The sequence below is a fragment of the Bradyrhizobium sp. Pha-3 genome, assembly GCF_042258325.1.
GTDB lineage: Bacteria > Pseudomonadota > Alphaproteobacteria > Rhizobiales > Xanthobacteraceae > Bradyrhizobium > Bradyrhizobium elkanii.
This window is the reverse complement of the sequence record NZ_CP170151.1, coordinates 786,019-801,828: the sequence shown is the minus strand read 5'-3', so window position 1 is coordinate 801,828 and position 15,810 is coordinate 786,019. Positions and strand designations below refer to the sequence as shown.

Annotated in this window: 16 protein-coding genes and 4 pseudogenes; 3 read left to right on the top strand and 17 right to left on the bottom strand. The window is 63.1% G+C overall.

Going from position 1 to position 15,810, the window contains the following annotated elements; translation table 11 throughout:
- Positions 1-240 precede the first annotated feature (240 nt).
- From ACE10X_RS03735 to trbB, 15 genes and pseudogenes are all read right to left on the bottom strand, one after another.
- On the bottom strand, positions 241-942 hold the full coding sequence (locus ACE10X_RS03735) for an MFS transporter (RefSeq protein ID WP_011090982.1): 702 nt from the start codon (positions 940-942) through the stop codon (positions 241-243).
- Between the two features lie 61 nt (positions 943-1,003).
- Positions 1,004-1,468: pseudogene (locus ACE10X_RS03730) on the bottom strand (MFS transporter); the annotation flags it as partial.
- A gap of 100 nt (positions 1,469-1,568) precedes the next feature.
- On the bottom strand, positions 1,569-2,165 hold the full coding sequence (locus ACE10X_RS03725) for a ribbon-helix-helix domain-containing protein (protein WP_161170741.1): 597 nt from the start codon (positions 2,163-2,165) through the stop codon (positions 1,569-1,571).
- Between the two features lie 8 nt (positions 2,166-2,173).
- On the bottom strand, positions 2,174-3,115 hold the full coding sequence (locus tag ACE10X_RS03720; RefSeq protein WP_011090985.1) for an alpha/beta fold hydrolase: 942 nt from the start codon (positions 3,113-3,115) through the stop codon (positions 2,174-2,176).
- Between the two features lie 122 nt (positions 3,116-3,237).
- Positions 3,238-3,462 (bottom strand): DUF2274 domain-containing protein, encoded by a 225-nt coding sequence (locus ACE10X_RS03715; RefSeq protein WP_011090986.1) that lies wholly within the window; start codon positions 3,460-3,462, stop codon positions 3,238-3,240.
- A complete protein-coding gene (locus tag ACE10X_RS03710) occupies positions 3,459-4,661 on the bottom strand; it encodes a TrbI/VirB10 family protein (RefSeq protein WP_011090987.1) in 1,203 nt (400 codons plus the stop codon). The genes ACE10X_RS03715 and ACE10X_RS03710 overlap by 4 nt, the downstream gene beginning before the upstream one ends.
- A complete protein-coding gene (gene trbG, locus ACE10X_RS03705; protein WP_011090988.1) occupies positions 4,652-5,731 on the bottom strand; it encodes a P-type conjugative transfer protein TrbG in 1,080 nt (359 codons plus the stop codon). Before trbG ends, ACE10X_RS03710 begins: the two co-directional genes overlap by 10 nt.
- Entirely contained in the window at positions 5,728-6,417 is a 690-nt protein-coding gene (trbF, locus tag ACE10X_RS03700; protein WP_011090989.1) for a conjugal transfer protein TrbF, read from the bottom strand. Before trbF ends, trbG begins: the two co-directional genes overlap by 4 nt.
- Positions 6,418-6,420: 3 nt before the next feature.
- The gene (gene trbL / locus ACE10X_RS03695; RefSeq protein ID WP_018646333.1) at positions 6,421-7,782 is read right to left on the bottom strand and encodes a P-type conjugative transfer protein TrbL; all 1,362 of its coding nucleotides are present in this window, start codon (positions 7,780-7,782) and stop codon (positions 6,421-6,423) included.
- On the bottom strand, positions 7,779-8,099 hold the full coding sequence (gene trbK-alt, locus ACE10X_RS03690) for a putative entry exclusion protein TrbK-alt (protein ID WP_011090991.1): 321 nt from the start codon (positions 8,097-8,099) through the stop codon (positions 7,779-7,781). The genes trbL and trbK-alt overlap by 4 nt, the downstream gene beginning before the upstream one ends.
- Before the next feature lie 10 nt (positions 8,100-8,109).
- On the bottom strand, positions 8,110-8,868 hold the full coding sequence (gene trbJ, locus ACE10X_RS03685) for a P-type conjugative transfer protein TrbJ (RefSeq protein ID WP_011090992.1): 759 nt from the start codon (positions 8,866-8,868) through the stop codon (positions 8,110-8,112).
- The gene (gene trbE / locus ACE10X_RS03680; RefSeq protein ID WP_011090993.1) at positions 8,865-11,303 is read right to left on the bottom strand and encodes a conjugal transfer protein TrbE; all 2,439 of its coding nucleotides are present in this window, start codon (positions 11,301-11,303) and stop codon (positions 8,865-8,867) included. Before trbE ends, trbJ begins: the two co-directional genes overlap by 4 nt.
- 7 nt (positions 11,304-11,310) lie before the next feature.
- A complete protein-coding gene (locus ACE10X_RS03675) occupies positions 11,311-11,586 on the bottom strand; it encodes a VirB3 family type IV secretion system protein (RefSeq protein WP_026312513.1) in 276 nt (91 codons plus the stop codon).
- The gene (locus ACE10X_RS03670) at positions 11,586-11,927 is read right to left on the bottom strand and encodes a TrbC/VirB2 family protein (RefSeq protein ID WP_011090995.1); all 342 of its coding nucleotides are present in this window, start codon (positions 11,925-11,927) and stop codon (positions 11,586-11,588) included. Before ACE10X_RS03670 ends, ACE10X_RS03675 begins: the two co-directional genes overlap by 1 nt.
- Positions 11,924-12,922, bottom strand: coding sequence for a P-type conjugative transfer ATPase TrbB (gene trbB, locus ACE10X_RS03665; RefSeq protein ID WP_011090996.1), 999 nt, complete (start codon positions 12,920-12,922; stop codon positions 11,924-11,926). Before trbB ends, ACE10X_RS03670 begins: the two co-directional genes overlap by 4 nt.
- 241 nt (positions 12,923-13,163) lie before the next feature.
- Here trbB and ACE10X_RS03660 point away from each other — a divergent pair.
- Positions 13,164-13,401, top strand: a pseudogene (locus ACE10X_RS03660) (transposase); the annotation flags it as partial.
- Positions 13,402-13,520: 119 nt separating this feature from the next.
- Here ACE10X_RS03660 and ACE10X_RS03655 read toward each other — a convergent pair.
- Positions 13,521-14,473: pseudogene (locus ACE10X_RS03655) on the bottom strand (IS481 family transposase).
- Between the two features lie 78 nt (positions 14,474-14,551).
- Between ACE10X_RS03655 and ACE10X_RS03650 the strand changes: the two are divergent.
- Together ACE10X_RS03650 and tnpB are read left to right on the top strand one after the other, a co-directional pair.
- Positions 14,552-14,667: pseudogene (locus tag ACE10X_RS03650) on the top strand (IS66 family insertion sequence element accessory protein TnpB); the annotation flags it as partial.
- Complete coding sequence (gene tnpB / locus ACE10X_RS03645; protein WP_011091000.1) at positions 14,648-15,001, top strand: IS66 family insertion sequence element accessory protein TnpB; 354 nt, start codon at positions 14,648-14,650, stop codon at positions 14,999-15,001. The pseudogene ACE10X_RS03650 and the gene tnpB, both read left to right, overlap by 20 nt.
- 401 nt (positions 15,002-15,402) lie before the next feature.
- Here tnpB and ACE10X_RS03640 read toward each other — a convergent pair whose 3' ends face one another.
- The gene (locus tag ACE10X_RS03640; RefSeq protein WP_016847010.1) at positions 15,403-15,699 is read right to left on the bottom strand and encodes a hypothetical protein; all 297 of its coding nucleotides are present in this window, start codon (positions 15,697-15,699) and stop codon (positions 15,403-15,405) included.
- Positions 15,700-15,810: the final 111 nt, after the last annotated feature.

Here is a 15,810-nt window from a genome sequence, read left to right as displayed (position 1 = left end):
TCAACTTGGCAGCCTTGGTCGGCGTCGTCGCGCCGCCGCTACGCGTCAGAATCGGCATAGCTTTGAGATCCCTGAAGACTGCAGCATCTGTTCGAGCATCGGCATCGGGGTGTCACGATCACCCCTGGGGGGCGGCATTTCCTGGACGAGGTGCGTCGCGGTGTCGAACATTCGCCGGTGCTTGCTGTGATCGCTCACAGTCCCGGCAGGCTGAACCTTGGCTGCCGCCGACTCGCGCCCCTAATCGCTGAACCTAGCGCTCGTCGACGGCCGAAGCACCCACGGGAAAGCGAACCAGACCCATGCGATGATCTGAAGGACAAGATTGAGGAAAAAGGCTATCTGGTACGCGATCTCCGGATAATGCCCCGCCTGAGGCGTCCAATGTTCAAGGACGACGCCAGTGGCATATTGCAGGACAAACGCTCCACCGATATGGAACACGTTCAGCGCAGCATTGGCCCGTCCGGCAAGCTCTTTCGGGAAATAACTAGCCAGGATCGCATAGCTAAGCACCGTAGCTGCGCCGACGGCGGCCACAGCGGCCCACAGGACGTATGATGACAACGGCCATCGCAGGATAATCGCGAATTGCACGGCAATGAACATAAGGCCGACGACCGCGAGGAGCGCCTCTGTTCCAATGCCATAGCGACGCAGCCGATCAGCCAGAACGCCTAGCAGGAGCGCACCCAGGCTGAGCGCGACGGTCATGACAAGCAAATGTTGCACCAAAGCAGCGCGATCAAGTCCCTCGACGTCAGTGAACCACTGCGCTGCCCAAAGTCCCTGCAGCGCCCAGGCGGTGCCGACGGAAGTCGCTGATAGCGGCGCCAGACGCCAGAAATGCGGATCGGTATAAATCTTCTTCAAGCTGGCCACGGCTGTTCCACGCAGGACCGGCGTTGCCGATGCACTCTCCGGCACCAAGAGATAGATCATCGAGATAGATCATCGCCGAACAGCCGGCCGTGAAGACAGCTAACAATGCGAAGAGCGTCCTCCACCCAACCCAAGCCAGCAACCACTGCGCCGGCGAGGTCGTGGTGACTGCTCCCAATGCACCGAGCATGACCATCAGGCCGTTGAGAAACGGAAGACGGTCCTTCGGAAACCAGAGAACGAGGGCTTTCAATCCGGCGGTCAGGCTCGCGGCGACGCCGAGACCGAGTAGCGCCCGGCCTAGAAGCAGCATGAGCAAATTGTCTGACGTAGCAAACAATGCGGCGCCGACCGCAGCAGCAACCAGCAGCACGCTCTGGATCAGCCGCGGACCATATCGATCCAGAAGGATGCCGACGGGTATCTGCGCTACCGCGAAGGTGAGAAAATAGACCGAAGTCAGCAAGCCAAGATCACCAGCGTCGAGCCCCAATTCCGATGTCAGGGGAGCGGCGATCAAAGCGTTGATTGTCCTGAAGAGGTACGAGAGGTAATAACCGACAGCAAAAGGTAGAAACACCCGCATGACAAGTGCGGAGACACCCATCACGTCTGCAACTGATCGTCGCGGCACGTAGGTGCGGCTTGGGCTAGGCGGCCGCGAATAAGGCGTGGTTTCAGCGCCGTTAGATCTCTCGCTGTAGCGGGATGTTGGTCCGGTCTGGAAAGGTTCGAATGCTGCCGCCCTCCCGCACGGCAGCATTCGGCTCTGACCCGCCATCAACCGTGTCGGACAGACGACGGTCTGGTTCTGAAGACCTGCAATTCGTGCGGCGATCCGCGCTTGCCGCAAGGTGGCTCGCCCAGCGGTTCTTATTCGTCACGAGGCGCCGGTTCATCGTCTCCCGGAGGAGGGATGTCCCCCGCTCAACACGACGTCCTACTTGCGCAGCGAACTCATCGAAGCGTTCTGAGCCCACCACAGTCGCCATATGCTGCTCTGCCGCCGATAACGAGGGCGTAACAGCCAAGTGAAAGCGCGCGTGAAGGGCGACGGCCTCATTCACCATCTTGAGATCGGCACCGAGACGCCCGATCTGATCGTTCAACTCAGTGAGGCGGCCTGCCACGATCGCGAAATGTTCAGCAGCGTTATCGGATTCGAGAAAGCTATCGAGCGCGGCTTCAATAAGTTCTGACTTTGTGACTCCCGTGCGTGTAGCCGCGGCGGTCAACCGCGTTGACATGGATTCGCTGAGATGAACGCCGGTCCGGGATTTCATGAGAGGACTCACTGTGAAGCGCCTGGAGTGTTGCAGTAACGGGCCACTGCCTTCGTGCGTGTATCGCACGTCATCTCAAGTTTCAGATCGGATTCAGCCTCAATTTCCGGATGCCCGCGGCGCCAGCTCCCACGCTCGACGGCGGCTAGAAAGCTGTCGAGCTGAGCATTGAATGCTGTCGGCTCTTCCAGATTGATGGTGTGGCCGGTGTTGGGACAGATCCAAAGACCGGCGTTGGGAAGCACTGCTTTCAGCATCAGGTTAGTCTCAAGGCAGGGCGCGTCTTCATCGCCCAGGGCCAGCAATACCGGTGTTCGCATCGTTGAGAACTGATCGGCCAGATCATGCAATGGCGGTCGCACCCCCTGACAGCGCGCCATCGTATTCGACATACCTAGCGGTGAGTGGTGACGCAGGCGTTCCTGGAACTCTTCCCAGCTCCGTGTGTCCTTGTATTTGAGTTGAATACGAGTCTGACCATGCGCCATTCTCCGGGCCATCGCGTCCATCCCGCGCTCGATGAAAGCCCGCGCGAGAATGGAGGTTTCTCTCGACCAGGCGTCCTGCTGGGAAGGAGCCGATCCGGATCCCACACCGGCCGCGACAATCGCGCTGGCTCTCTTCGGATAGCGTAATCCGAACTGCAAGGCGGCATATCCGCACATGCTCAATCCGACCAGGTGTGCGTGTTCGACAGCGAGGCCACGCATGACGGCGGCGATGTCGTTCACAGCGAGCTCCCAGCCATATAGCGTCGGATCGTCAGGAACGTCGCTGGGGGCATATCCGCGAGCGTTGAAAGTGATGCAGCGATAGGCACGAGAAAAGTAGCGAACCTGGGTTTTCCATCCGCGGCTATCTGAGCCGAACTCGTGCAGGAAAATGATCGGATGACCTTCCCCGGCTTCCTCAAAATAAAGCTTCACACCCGTGGCATCGATATATGGCATCTGACTTCCTGTTCACCTGAACGCGTCTACGTGAGCAAAATGCTGGTCTATGACCGGATTTGACTTGATGGGCTTTCGTCCCGGCCGTTTCTGCAAGGCAACGCTGAACGATCGTCCCCTTATCAATTTGTTGCCGCGCGTTTCACCTTTGAAAACCCCTTGTCTGTTGCCATGAATCTTTGGATCATCGGAGCGATGAGCTTGGCGGGATCGGGTGCCGGCTGTCCGCTCTCGCGCGCGATCGCCTCGGCATAGGCGAGGAGATTGCGATGGACGGCAGCCGGCAACTCGACGGCGATCTTCACCGGCTTATCGTCGAGGATGGTTCCGAGCTTCAGCTTGCTCATCGGCTTGCCTCCTGGCGGTAGGGAGCCAACACCAAATCCCGCGTAACGATGACCCGCACCGGGAAACCTGGCCGGATGGTCAGCGTCGGCTGGATGTTGAGCTGGCGCTGCACGATCTGCTGGCCGGTCTGGCTGATGCTGTTGGACGCGCCGCTACGGATCGCTTGAACGAGGTTGTTCTCATTCTGGCTCGTGCCCGCCTCGCCTCCGACGCTGAGCATGGTCGAGAGGACGGCAGCCTTGAACAGCATGCCCCAGTGGTTGTCGACCTCATCCTCGAGACCGGCATAACCACCGGTGTCGGCGCCGGGCTGGCGCTCTAGCACGATCGAGTTGCCATCCGGCATGATGATGCGGGTCCAGACCAGGAGGATGCGGGACTGGCCGAACGCGACGGAGCTATCGTACTGACCTATCAGTTTGGCACCCTGCGGGATCAGAAGATATTTGCCAGACGGACTGTCCCAGACCGCCTCGGTCACCTGTGCGGTGACTTGGCCGGGCAGATCGGAACGAATGCCCGTGATGAGCGCAGCCGGAATCACGGTGCCCGCCTGCACGACGTAAGGTGAGGCCTTGGCTTCGAGCCGTTCCGGACTGACCGTGCGCTTGTCTGTCGGAGCAGTGAGGAAGGCCGTCTTGCGGTCCTGCATGTTCTGGGCAGATCCGGCATCGACGGGCGGTGTCGCGGCCGGAGTGGCCGTGGCGCCAGCGGAGGCATTCGGGATGAGTTGGCCGACGCTCTGCGGTTGCTGAGCAGTTTGGGCAAAGAGGCGGCTGACCCGCGCCGCCTCGATTTCCTGGCCCCTGCGCTGCGTCTCGGGATCTGACGTCGCCGCCATCGTGTTCGGTGCAGCGCCGGTGTTGAGGATCGGCTTGCCGAGATCGCCGGGCAGCGGCGGCCCGAGCGGCGGTGCTTGACGCGGCAGGCCGGTATAGTCTTTCGGCAACCCGGCCAGACCCTCGGCCGAAGGCCGGTTCTGGGTGCTGAGCAGTTCTTGGCCGCTCTGCGCCTTGTTGCCGGTCTGGAGCGCGTAGCCGAGCGCGCCCGCGACCGCGAGGGCAGACAGCGCGCCGAGGCCGACAAGGACCTTGCGCGAGAGCCGTGTGACACGGGGCCGCTCGCCTCGGAGCCGCAGGTCCGGCGGCGCGACGGGCGGAATGTCGCCCTGACGTTCGTCTTCGCTGTCTATCGCCATGCGCGCGGCCTTCCGTCGGTGCGGACGATGCGCACGCGCCGCTCACTATCCTTGTCGCCAAGACGCAATTCGGCGGCGGCGAACAAGCGGTCGACGATGTAGTAGTTACGGTTTGCTCGGTAGTTCACCAGTTCGGAGCCGCCGGCTGGACCTATCACGAACAGCGGCGGCATTTCACCCTGGGCGATACCGCTTGGGAACTCGATGTAGACCTTGTTGCCGTCATCAAAGGCGCGCAGCGGACGCCAGGCCGGGTCGTCGCCCTCAATAGAGTAGCGGAAGTTGATCGAGGCGAGATCGACGCCAGCCGCAATTGGCGCCGCAGTTTCAGCGGCCGCATTCTGCCGCCGAAGCGCAATCAGCTGGTCCTCGGGATACTGCCAGGAGACCGAGGCCATATAGGTCTTTTCCGTCGAGCACAGCTCGAGGAGATAGGTCCGCCGATCGGTGTTGATCACGAGATTGGTGACCAAATCCGGCCGCGTCGGCTTGACGAGGATATGAATCTTCTTGGTCGCGCCCGCGCCGCTCTCGGTATCGCCGATGATCCAGCGCACAGTGTCACCGGCGGCAACCGGACCGGAGCCGACGAGTTGCTCACCCTCCTGGAGGGCGACATCTGTGATCTGGCCGGGCGCCGTGTAGACCTGGTAGAGGGCTCCGCCGGAGAACGGATAGACCTGTACTGCGTTGATGAAACCATTGCGGACCGGCTGCACCCGTGCCGCGGCGTTGGCCTGTTTGACGCGAACCTTTGGATCGGCGGCTTCCGGGACGCGTTTGCCGGCGGCGAGCGGCTTCAACTGCCCGGGCAGTGGCAGCGGCTGGGGCAACTCCACGATTTTGACGGGCGGCGCCGGGTCGACGGTGAGCGTCGCAGGCTCCGCAGTGTCGTAGCTGATGTCGGGTGGGATGAAATTGTGCGCGCAGCCGCCAAGGGCTGAGACGGATATCAGCAAAGCCGTCAAAGCGGATTTACGGAAAGACGTATCGCCGTCCTTCCGGTTTTGATGAACGATGGAAAAACGCGAAGCCGGACCGCCGGCTTTTGCGAAAATCGGCGGGGTCATTGTCCCAGCTCCTTTGACCAGTTGATGGCGTTGACGTAGATGCCGAGTGGATTCTTGCGCAGCCGATCGGCGTCGGTGGGCGGCTGAATCGCGATGGTGAGGATCGCGGTCCAACGCGTGGTGCCGGCGAGCGCCCCGTCCTGAAAGCGGTGCTCAACCCAGGCCACGCGAAAACTGTCGGGCGAGGCGCGGATGACGCTGGAGACGTCGATCGCGACCTGCTGCTTGCCGAGATTGGCGAAGGGGTCGTTGGCGCGGGCGTAGTCGTTCAGCGCCGCCGCGCCCGCCGTGGTTGTGAAATCATAGGCCTGCAGCCAGTTGTGCCGCACGATGATCGGGTCGGCCGGAAGCGAGCGAACGATCTGAATGAAGTGGGCGAGATACCAGGCGATCTGTGGGTCGTTCGGCCTGTAGTCGGCGGTAGCGGGCGCCATGACTTGCGCTTCGCCGAGCTTGTCGACCTGCACCACCCAGGGAACGACAGTGCCGTGCGTGGATTGCCAGACGAGTCCACCGGCAAGGCCGCAGGACAGCATCAGCGAACCGAAGGCCATCAGCCGCCAGTTCCTGGCCTGCACCCGGGCGGATCCAATGCGCTCATCCCAAACTTGCGCTGCGCGCTGGTAGGGGGTTTCTGGTTCGGGCGTGCGGCCGTAACGAACCGACGATCGCCGGAAGACTGACATTCGTTATTCTCCTCCCGAGAGGTCGACGGAGTGGCCGCCGCCATGGCTGTCGCCGGATTTGAGGGCTTGCGCGGTGGTCTGAGCGCCGTGAATGACGGTCTGATTGCGCTTGACGCGTTGGGCCCAGGCGGGCGGACCGCTCTCGCTCGGCACTTGAGATGCGGCTCCATCGTTTGCGGCCGCGCCGCTCCGAATGGTCCCCATCGTCGAGGAGCCACCCGTGTTGGCGACGCCGGCACGGGCGCCAGAAGTGAAGCTCTCCGTCATTGTCCCTGCCGCTTGCGCAGCGGCGCGTCTGACGGGAGCTGCCGCGTGACTAGCCGCCGCACGGCCTGCACCGCCGAGACCGGACGCGACGCCGCCGGCGCCGGACCGACCGGCTGATGCGAGGCTGTAGGCGGAGGACATGCCGCCCGCCATCGCCGCACCGCCGCGCGCGGCAGCCGCAGCACCAGAGCTGGCTGCCATCGCTCCCCTTCCGGCCAAACCGAGCGCCGCGCCGCCGACCATCGCTGTACCGGCAACAGCCAGACCCGTGCCGACGGTAGCGCCCGCACCAAGCTGCGGCGCGCCGGAAACAAGCCCGGTCGCGATGCCGGGCCCGAAGATGCCGAGGCCCAGCATAGCGAGCGCCGCGAGCACGACAGAGAGCGCCTGCTCGATCGTCGGCTGGCCGCCGGCATAGGCGGTGGTGAACTGCGAAAAGAGCCCGGTGCCGATGCCGACGATGACGGCGAGCACCATGACCTTCACGCCGGAGGCAACGACATTGCCCAGCACCTTCTCCGCGAGAAAGGCGGTCTTGTTGAAGAGCGCGAACGGAATGAGGATGAAGCCGGCGAGCGTCGTCAGCTTGAACTCGATCAGCGTGACGAAGAGCTGCACCGCCAGAATGAAGAAGGCGATCAGCACCAGCAGCCAGGACACCATCAGCACGGCAATTTGTACAAAGTTGGAAAAGAAGCTGGTGAAGCCCATCATTTGGCTTGCGGAGTCGAGCAACGGCTGCCCGGCGTCGAGGCCGACCTGCGCAAGCCGGCCGGGCCGCAGGAAGTCCGCCGTCGAGATCGACGAGCCGCCGGCCTTCAGGCCGAGGCCTGCGAAGCTGTTGAAGATGATGCCTGAGAGCTTGGTGAAGTTAGTGATGATGAAGGCAAAGAAGCCGATGTAGAGGGTCTTCTTCACCGGTCGCTGGAGAATGTCTTCGTCTGCGCCCCAAGCCCAGAACAGGCCCGCGAGCGTGATGTCGATGACGATCAACGTCGACGACAAATACGTGACCTCGCCCTTGATCAGGCCGAAACCCGAATCAATGTAGGTCGTGAAAGTATTGAGAAAGGTGTCGATGACGCCGACGTTGTTCACGGCTTCTCTCCCTTTGGAACAGCCGTCATCGGCTGAGTGGCCGGCGCGGCTTGCGGCAGACGTGGCCGCGCCGGCCTGCCGAAGAAGCGCGCGCGGTTCTCCTTCCAAACCGCCTGGCAGTGCGGATCTTCGGCATCCTGGGGTCCAAGCTCGGCGCAGCGGAGCAGCTCGGCCGAGAGGTCATCGGGAGCGGAGACAGAGGGGGCGTCGGATACCGGCCGCTCGGCTGGACGCCGATGGATGACGTGCAGCGCGGCGAGGAAAATCACGAACACGACGATCATCGCGCCTGCGCGAAAGATATCCGAGCGCTCCATGATCGGTGCCTCAGTTGCCGCTGAACATGGTGACGTTGCCCGGCTGATAGCCGCTGCGTGTCGAGAAGATTTTGTATTGCTGCTGGCCCTGCGACTCGGTCGCCGTTACGCGCGCCTGCTCCAGCGCATCCGCCCGTCCCTTCGCGGCGAGCACCGCGACGAGATCGGATAGCTGCTGGGATTGCAGCGCGAGGAGTTGGTTGCCGGCTTGAGCGGCTTGCAAAGCGCCACTTGCCGACTGACTGGCGGTAACCAGCGTACTCATTGCGCTGGAGTTGGTCGAGATATTGCCGACGACGCCGGCCTGCACCTTCAGCGAGTCTTCGAAAGCGCCCACCGAGTTCTGCCAACGACTTTGAGCCGCGGCAAACATTGTTGCATTGGAGCCCGTCGCCGCCGCCGTGCCGTAGGTGCTGGAATACATCGTCTGGACGCGCTCGACGTTGAAGGCGATGTTCTGGGCCTGGCTCAGCAGTGACTGGGTCTTGGCAATCGATGACTGAAGCTGGGTCAGCGTCGACAACGGCAGGTTGGCGAGGTTCTTTCCCTGATTCACCAGGCTTTGGGCCTGATTGGTCAGCATCTGGATCTGATTGTTGATCTGCTGCAGCTCGCGCGCCGCGGTCAGCACGTTCTGGCTGAAGTTGGTGGGGTCGTAGACGATCCACTGCGCAAGGACCGAGGTCGTCGAAAGCGGCGAGATCGAAAAGGCGAGCGAGAGAGCCGTCGCAGCGGCCAAGCCAGCGCGCCGCACTTCGAGAGCGGTCATGATTGCACCTCCAGGTTTGTCAGGTCAGGGATGAGATCGGCGGCCCACAGCAGTTCGTGATCGGCGAGCCAGGCGGCCGTGAAGTCGTCACGGCCGTGCTCGGCAAGCAGCCGTTCGATTGCGGCATGGTCGGTCTTGGAGGAGGCGGCGCAGAAGGCGAGCGCAACTGGCCCAAGGCCGAGCTCGAACAGCCGATTGCCGCGACGAGACTGGCAATAGTAGTCGCGCTTCGGCGTCGCCCGCGCGATGATCTCGATCTGGCGGTCGTTCAAGCCGAACCGCTGGTAGATGGCGGTGATCTGCGGTTCGATCGCGCGCTCGTTCGGCAGGAATATCCGCGTCGGGCAGCTCTCGACGATCGCTGGCGCGATGTTGCTGCCATCGATGTCGGAAAGCGATTGAGTGGCGAAGACGACGGAAGCGTTCTTCTTCCGCAGGGTCTTCAACCATTCCCTGAGCTGTTGCGCGAAGGCTGGATCGTCGAGGACGAGCCACCCCTCGTCGATGATGAGGAGGGTCGGCCGGCCGTCGAGCCGGCCCTCGATGCGATGGAAGAGGTAGGTGAGGACGGCAGGCGCCGCGCCTGCGCCGATCAAGCCCTCGGTCTCGAACGCCTGCACCGACGCAAAGCCGAGCTGCTCGGCCTCCGCGTCGAGCAAACGGCCGGAGGAGCCGCCGACGCAATAAGGTTGCAGCGCCTGCTTGAGTGCGGTCGATTGCAACAGAACCGTCAAACCGGTGATCGTGCGTTCCTCGGCCGGTGAGGACGCCAGTGACGTCAATGCCGACCAGACGTGCTCCTTCACGGTCGGATCGATGGTGACGCCCTCCTTGGCGAGGATTGCCGTCACCCATTCGGCCGCCCAGGCGCGCTCGGCCGCATCGCCGATACGTGCGAGGGGTTGAAGGGAGACTGAATCTTCGGCGCTGTTGGACAGACTTCCGCCGAGGTCGTGCCAGTCGCCGCCCATGGCAAGGGCCGCCGTGCGGATCGAGCCACCAAAATCGAAGGCGAAGATCTGGCTTTTCCGGTAGCGCCGGAACTGGATCGCCATCAGCGCCAGCAGCACGGATTTGCCGGCGCCGGTCGGGCCGACGATCAGGGTGTGGCCGACGTCGCCGACATGCAGCGAAAACCGGAACGGCGTCGAGCCTTCGGTCTTACCGAAGAAGAGCGGGGAGCTGCGGAAATGCTCATCCCGATCTGACCCGGCCCAGACCGCTGAAAGCGGAATCAGGTGAGCGAGGTTCAGTGTCGAGAGCGGCGGTTGGCGAACGTTGGCGTAGGCGTGACCCGGCAGAGAGCCGAGCCAGGCTTCGAGCGCGTTCACCCCTTCCGGCATGCAGGTGAAGTCGCGCCCCTGGATCACCTTCTCGACGAGGCGAAGCTTCTCAGTGGCGAGACCGGGGTCCTCGTCCCAGACGGTGACGGTCGCGGTGATGTAGGCTTGACCGACGTCGTCGGTGCCCAGTTCCTGCAAGGCGAGATCGGCGTCAGTGGCCTTATTCGCCGCATCGCTATCGACCAGTGTCGAGGCCTCGTTGGTCATCACCTCCTTGACGATGGCTGCAATCGACTTGCGCTTGGCGAACCACTGCCGGCGGATCTTGGTCAAGAGTTTCACCGCCTCGGTCTTGTCGAGGAGGATCGCGCGGGTCGACCAGCGGTAAGGAAAGGCAAGCCGGTTCAGCTCGTCGAGGATTCCGGGATAGGTCGCGGTCGGAAAGCCGACCACCGTGAGTGTACGAAGATGATGGTTGCCGAGCCGCGGCTCGAGGCCACCGGCAAGCGGTTCGTCCGCGAGCAGCGCGTCGAGATGCATCGGCGTCTCGGGGACGCGCACGCGCTGTTGCCGGGTCGAGATCGTCGAATGCAGGTAGGTCAGCGTCTCGCCATCATCGAGCCACGCCACCTCAGGCATGAACCCTTCGACAAGTTGCAGGACGCGGTTGGTCCGATCAACAAAACCACGCAGCAGCTCGTGGGGATCGACGCCGCTCTGCGCGCGGCCCTCATAGAGCCAGCCTTCGATCCGCGAGGCGTCCTCAGCCGGCGGGAGCCAGACGAAGGTCAGGAAATAGCGGCTCTCGAAATGCGCGCCCGCCTCCTCGAAAGCGTCCCGCCGCTCCAAATCGACCAGCGCTGATGCGGCGTCAGGAAAAGTATTGTGCGGATAAGTCTGGGCGGCGATGCGCTGGGCCTCGACGAAGATCGCCCAACCTGAGCCGAGACGGCGGAGCGCGTTGTTGAGTCGGGCCGTTACGCCGACCAGTTCGGCAGGCGTCGCGCTGTCGAGATCCGGCCCGCGGAAGCGCGCCGTGCGCTGGAACGCGCCGTCCTTGTTGAGGACGACGCCCTTCTCGACCAAAGCGGCCCAGGGCAGGAAGTCGGCAAGACTGTGGGGCCGGTTGCGGTATTCGGCGAGGTTCAGCATGGAAGTCTCACACGCCGAGGTAAGAAGGATAGCGGAGGTGGCGTCGAACGACGTCCACGAACTGCGGGTCGCGCTTGGCCGCCCAGACCGCCGCGGCATGGCCCACGGCCCAAATCAGCGCGCCGGGGATCCAGAGGTGGAGGCCGAGCGCTATTGCCGCGGCCAACGTGCCGTTGGCGATCGCAACCGTGCGGGGCGCGCCGCCCATCAGGATTGCCTCGGTGAGCGCGCGATGAACCGGCGCGAAGAAGCCCGGCACGTCTAGATCGATGATGCCGGCCATCACACCAGCGCTCCGCCGGAGAAGCTGAAGAAGGTCAGGAAGAAGCTCGACGCGGCGAAGGCGATCGACAGACCGAAGACAATCTGGATCAGCCGGCGGAAGCCACCGGAACTATCGCCGAACGCAAGCGTCAGGCCGGTCACGGTGATGATGATGACCGACATGATCTTCGCGACCGGCCCTTGCACCGACTCCAGGATCTGATTGAGCGGCGTCTCCCACGGCATCGACGAGCCGGAGGCGTAGGCCGCGGGCGCGATTGCAATGGAGATGACGGCAATTGCGGCGAGGCCCGTGAAGCGGAGTCGCACGCGACGGATCGCGGGAGGAAACTGGATCATGAGGGGTCTCCGGGAAGTGAGGATGGGCCGCCCGCCGCGGCAGAGTTGACGCGGTAGTCGCCGGTGGCGGGATCGAGGCCGGCGACGAGAGCAAGTTCAGCGAGGCGGCGTTCGCTGCCGCGGCCGCGCAGAACCGCGACGAGATCGATGGTCTCGGCGATCAGCGCCTTGGGAACAGTGAGGACGGCTTCCTGGATGAGCTGCTCGAGGCGGCGAAGCGCGCCCAGAGCCGTGCCGGCGTGAATCGTTCCGATCCCACCGGGGTGGCCCGTGCCCCAGGCTTTGAGGAGCTCCAGGGCTTCGCTGCCCCGTACCTCGCCGATCGGAATCCGGTCGGGGCGTAGGCGGAGGGAAGACCGAACCAGATCCGACAGGGACGCCACGCCGTCCTTGGTGCGCAGCGCGACCAGATTCGGCGCGCGGCACTGCAGTTCACGCGTGTCCTCGATCAGGACCACGCGATCGGTGGTGCCGGCGATCTCCGCCAGCAGCGCGTTTGTCAGGGTGGTCTTGCCGGTCGACGTGCCGCCGGCGACCAGGATGTTCTTGCGGGCCGCGACGGCTTCGCGGAGCATGCCCGCCTGCCCGGCCGTCATGATGCCGGCCGCCGCGTAGTCATCCAGGGTGAAAACAGCCACCGCAGGCTTGCGGATCGCAAAGGCCGGCGCCGCAACGACAGGCGGGAGAAGCCCCTCGAACCTCTCCCCCGTCTCGGGAAGCTCGGCCGAGACGCGGGGCTTTTCGGCATGCACCTCAGCGCCGACATGGTGCGCGACCAGGCGCACGATCCGCTCGCCGTCGGCGGCGGACATCGTTCGTCCGCTATCCTCCAGCCCGCCGGACAGCCGGTCGACCCAGAGCCGACCATCGGGGTTGAGCATCACCTCGACGATCGAGGGGTCTTCCAGGAAGGTGGCGATCGCGGGACCAAGCGCGGTGCGCAGCATGCGCGCGCCACGCGAGAAGGCTTCCGAATGGAGTGAAGTGCCCGCCACGATCGTCCCCCGTCGAGTACCAATCGCGGCAAGCGATCAGCAACGGGGATGGATAGAAAAGGCAGGAAACGGGTTAGTTCAACAAGTATTCAGGCGTCGTAGGAAGCGGGCGTAGAGCGGCGAAAAAATACTTGCTGCGTCGAAGCATGCTGATCGACAGTAAGCGCGAATTTCCCTCCACCTTTTGCTTTTGAGTACTCTGATGCATGAGGTGTCCACCAAAATAGGTGGGCACCTTGTGATGGCAGACGATGATCAGAAATTGCGAGTGAGGCTTGTTGGCCGGAACGGTCGCCGGCGCTACGAGGCGGCATCGAAGGAGCGTCTTGTCGCGACCTGTCTTGAGCCTGGGGTTTCGGTATCGAGACTTGCGCTCGAACACGGGGTCAACGCGAACCTGCTTCGGAAGTGGATCAAGAAGCACACCGCGACCAGGTCTCTGCCGCCATCTTCACCATCGGCGTTCATCCGGGTTCAGCTTGAGGAGACCGCCGATCGAGCCCTGTCGCGACAAGACAGCGTGGCGACGGTTGATTTGCCGGCGACTTGCGATGAAGTGCGCGGGTCGGAACCCAAGGGGACTACAGCTTTTTGTTCTCTAGCTGTGGAATCTCAACAGGTCGTCCTTCGGGAGGCCGAGGCGGCTGATGGGTGGTTTGGCCTGCAGGCTGCCGTGCGGGCGATGCCAGTTGTAGTGATGAAGCCAGATTGGCAGGTTTTTGGCGCGCTGGTCTGAGGTGTCATAGGCGCGAGCGTAGGCCCATTCGCGCAGCACTGTCTGGATGAAGCGTTCGGCCTTGCCGTTTGTTTGCGGTCTGTAGGGTCTGGTGAAGATGTGCTTGAGGCCGAGCTTCCTGCACGCTCTGGCGAAGGCCTTGGCGCGGTAGCAGGAGCCGTTGTCGGTCATGATGCCGGTGACCTTCATGCCGAGGCTGCGGTAGTAAGTGACGGCCTCCTTGAGGAAGGCGATGGCGCTCTCCTTTTTCTGATCCCGCCGGATCTGGGAGAAGGCCAAGCGCGATGCATCGTCGATGGCCACGTGGACGAACTCGTGGCCGGCGCCGCGGCTTCGCCTTTCTGGCGATCGTGTGTGATGCGGTGGCCTGGTCTTACGAACCTGCCGAGCTTCTTGATGTCGATATGGATGAGCTCGCCGGGGTGCTCGCGCTCGTACCGGCGCACCGGCTCGGCGGGCTCCAGATCGCGTATCCGGCTTAATCCCAAGCGGCGAAGGATACGGCTGACGGTGGCCGGTGACACCTCGACCTCGGCAGCAATCTGCTTGCCGGTGTGGCGCTGCCGGCGCAACGTCTCGACGGCGGCGCACGTGGCCGGCGGGGTTTGGCTCGGCGATGAACGAGGTCGCGACGAGCGGTCGCGCAAACCATCCACGCCTTCTGCGCGGAACCGCTTGACCCATTTGGCCACGGTTTTCGGTGTCGTGTTGAACTGATTTGCCGCATCAGCCTGGCTCAGCCCGCCCTCGACCACGCCTCGCACCATCGCCTCTCGACCTTTGAGCGTCAAAGGCGCATTCTTGTGGACGTTCATCTGCCTTGGAACACTGAAGCTTCGCAACCTCAGCTTCCTCGGTTCAGACCAGATGGACAACCTCCTGAGAGACCAAATCTAGCCCAAGTGAGCGCGTCCCTGCCGAACGGCGTGAAGCTTGCGCTGGAATGCGGCGATGTGGATGCATGACGGCGATCATCGGAGCACTGGGCCATGTTCAGACTGGGCGGTGAGCTTCAGGTCTATCTGCACCGTGAGCCGATCGACTTCCGGGCTGGCATCAACAGCCTTGCGGTTCTGGTCCAGGAGACGATGGCGCTCGATCCGTTCGCTCTTGCGGTTTTTGCGTTCTGCAATCGCCGTTGCGACCGGATGAAGCTGCTGTTCTTCGATCGGTCCGGCTTTGTGCTGGTCCTGAAGCGGCTAACCGAGGACAAGTTCCGATGGCCGCGCCGCCAAGAGGCGGTCGTCACGCTGACGACCGAGCAATTGCACTCGATCCTTGACGGCATCGATATCGATGCGATGGTCCGCCATCCGGTGCGGCAATATCAGGTTGCCGGCTGAGCCCCAAAGCCGCCACGGCCTGAACAGCCCAGTATCGCCAGATACGAACGCCATCCGTCAAAAGCCCGCGCGTCAACGTGCGAGGAAAATCGTGCTTACGCTCAATCAACGCCCTTTGCGCGTTCTTTACTGCTTCACCTTTCGAGCCTAGCTCGATGAGTGGCCCGTTCTTTAATCGCGGGCACGGTATCAAGTGGCCGTTCCGTCATGGAGATTGCCAAGCTCCGAGGGGAGAACGACGAGCTCCTGAGGATGGTCCGCCTCGTCACCCTGAAGCTTAACGAGGCCCAAAAAGAGATGAGAGACGCCGGCGTGGCCGCACGCGAGGCGCGCGCAATCGCTCGCCGTTTCAGCCCCTGCGCTGTACTACAAACGCAAGATGCCGGAGCGCGACCATGCGCTCATGCGCTCCGGCGGCAGATCGAGGAATTCTTGCGCGACCCGCTCTCGGCAATGCGCTCCTTGCGCACGGCCGTCCCGCGATCTTCCGCCCCGACAACGGTGCCGAGTACAACGCGAAAGCCGCCCGCGCCTTCCTTGTGTCGCTCAATATCGCCATCTCCCGCTCGAAGAAAGACCGTCACTGGGAGAATGGGTACCGGGAGAGTTTCTACGACAAATTCAAGATCGACCTCGCGATTCCGGTCCGCTTCTCTTCCCTCGGCGAGTTTGTCGCTGAAATCTACAGACAGATTCACTACGACAACAATGATCGCATCCGACAGCGCACGGCGAGCGGCCGGTCGTGCTCGTGGGCATGCCGGGTGCCTGAAACTGGGCGTCTTACGAAACGGCTGCGGCACTCTTCG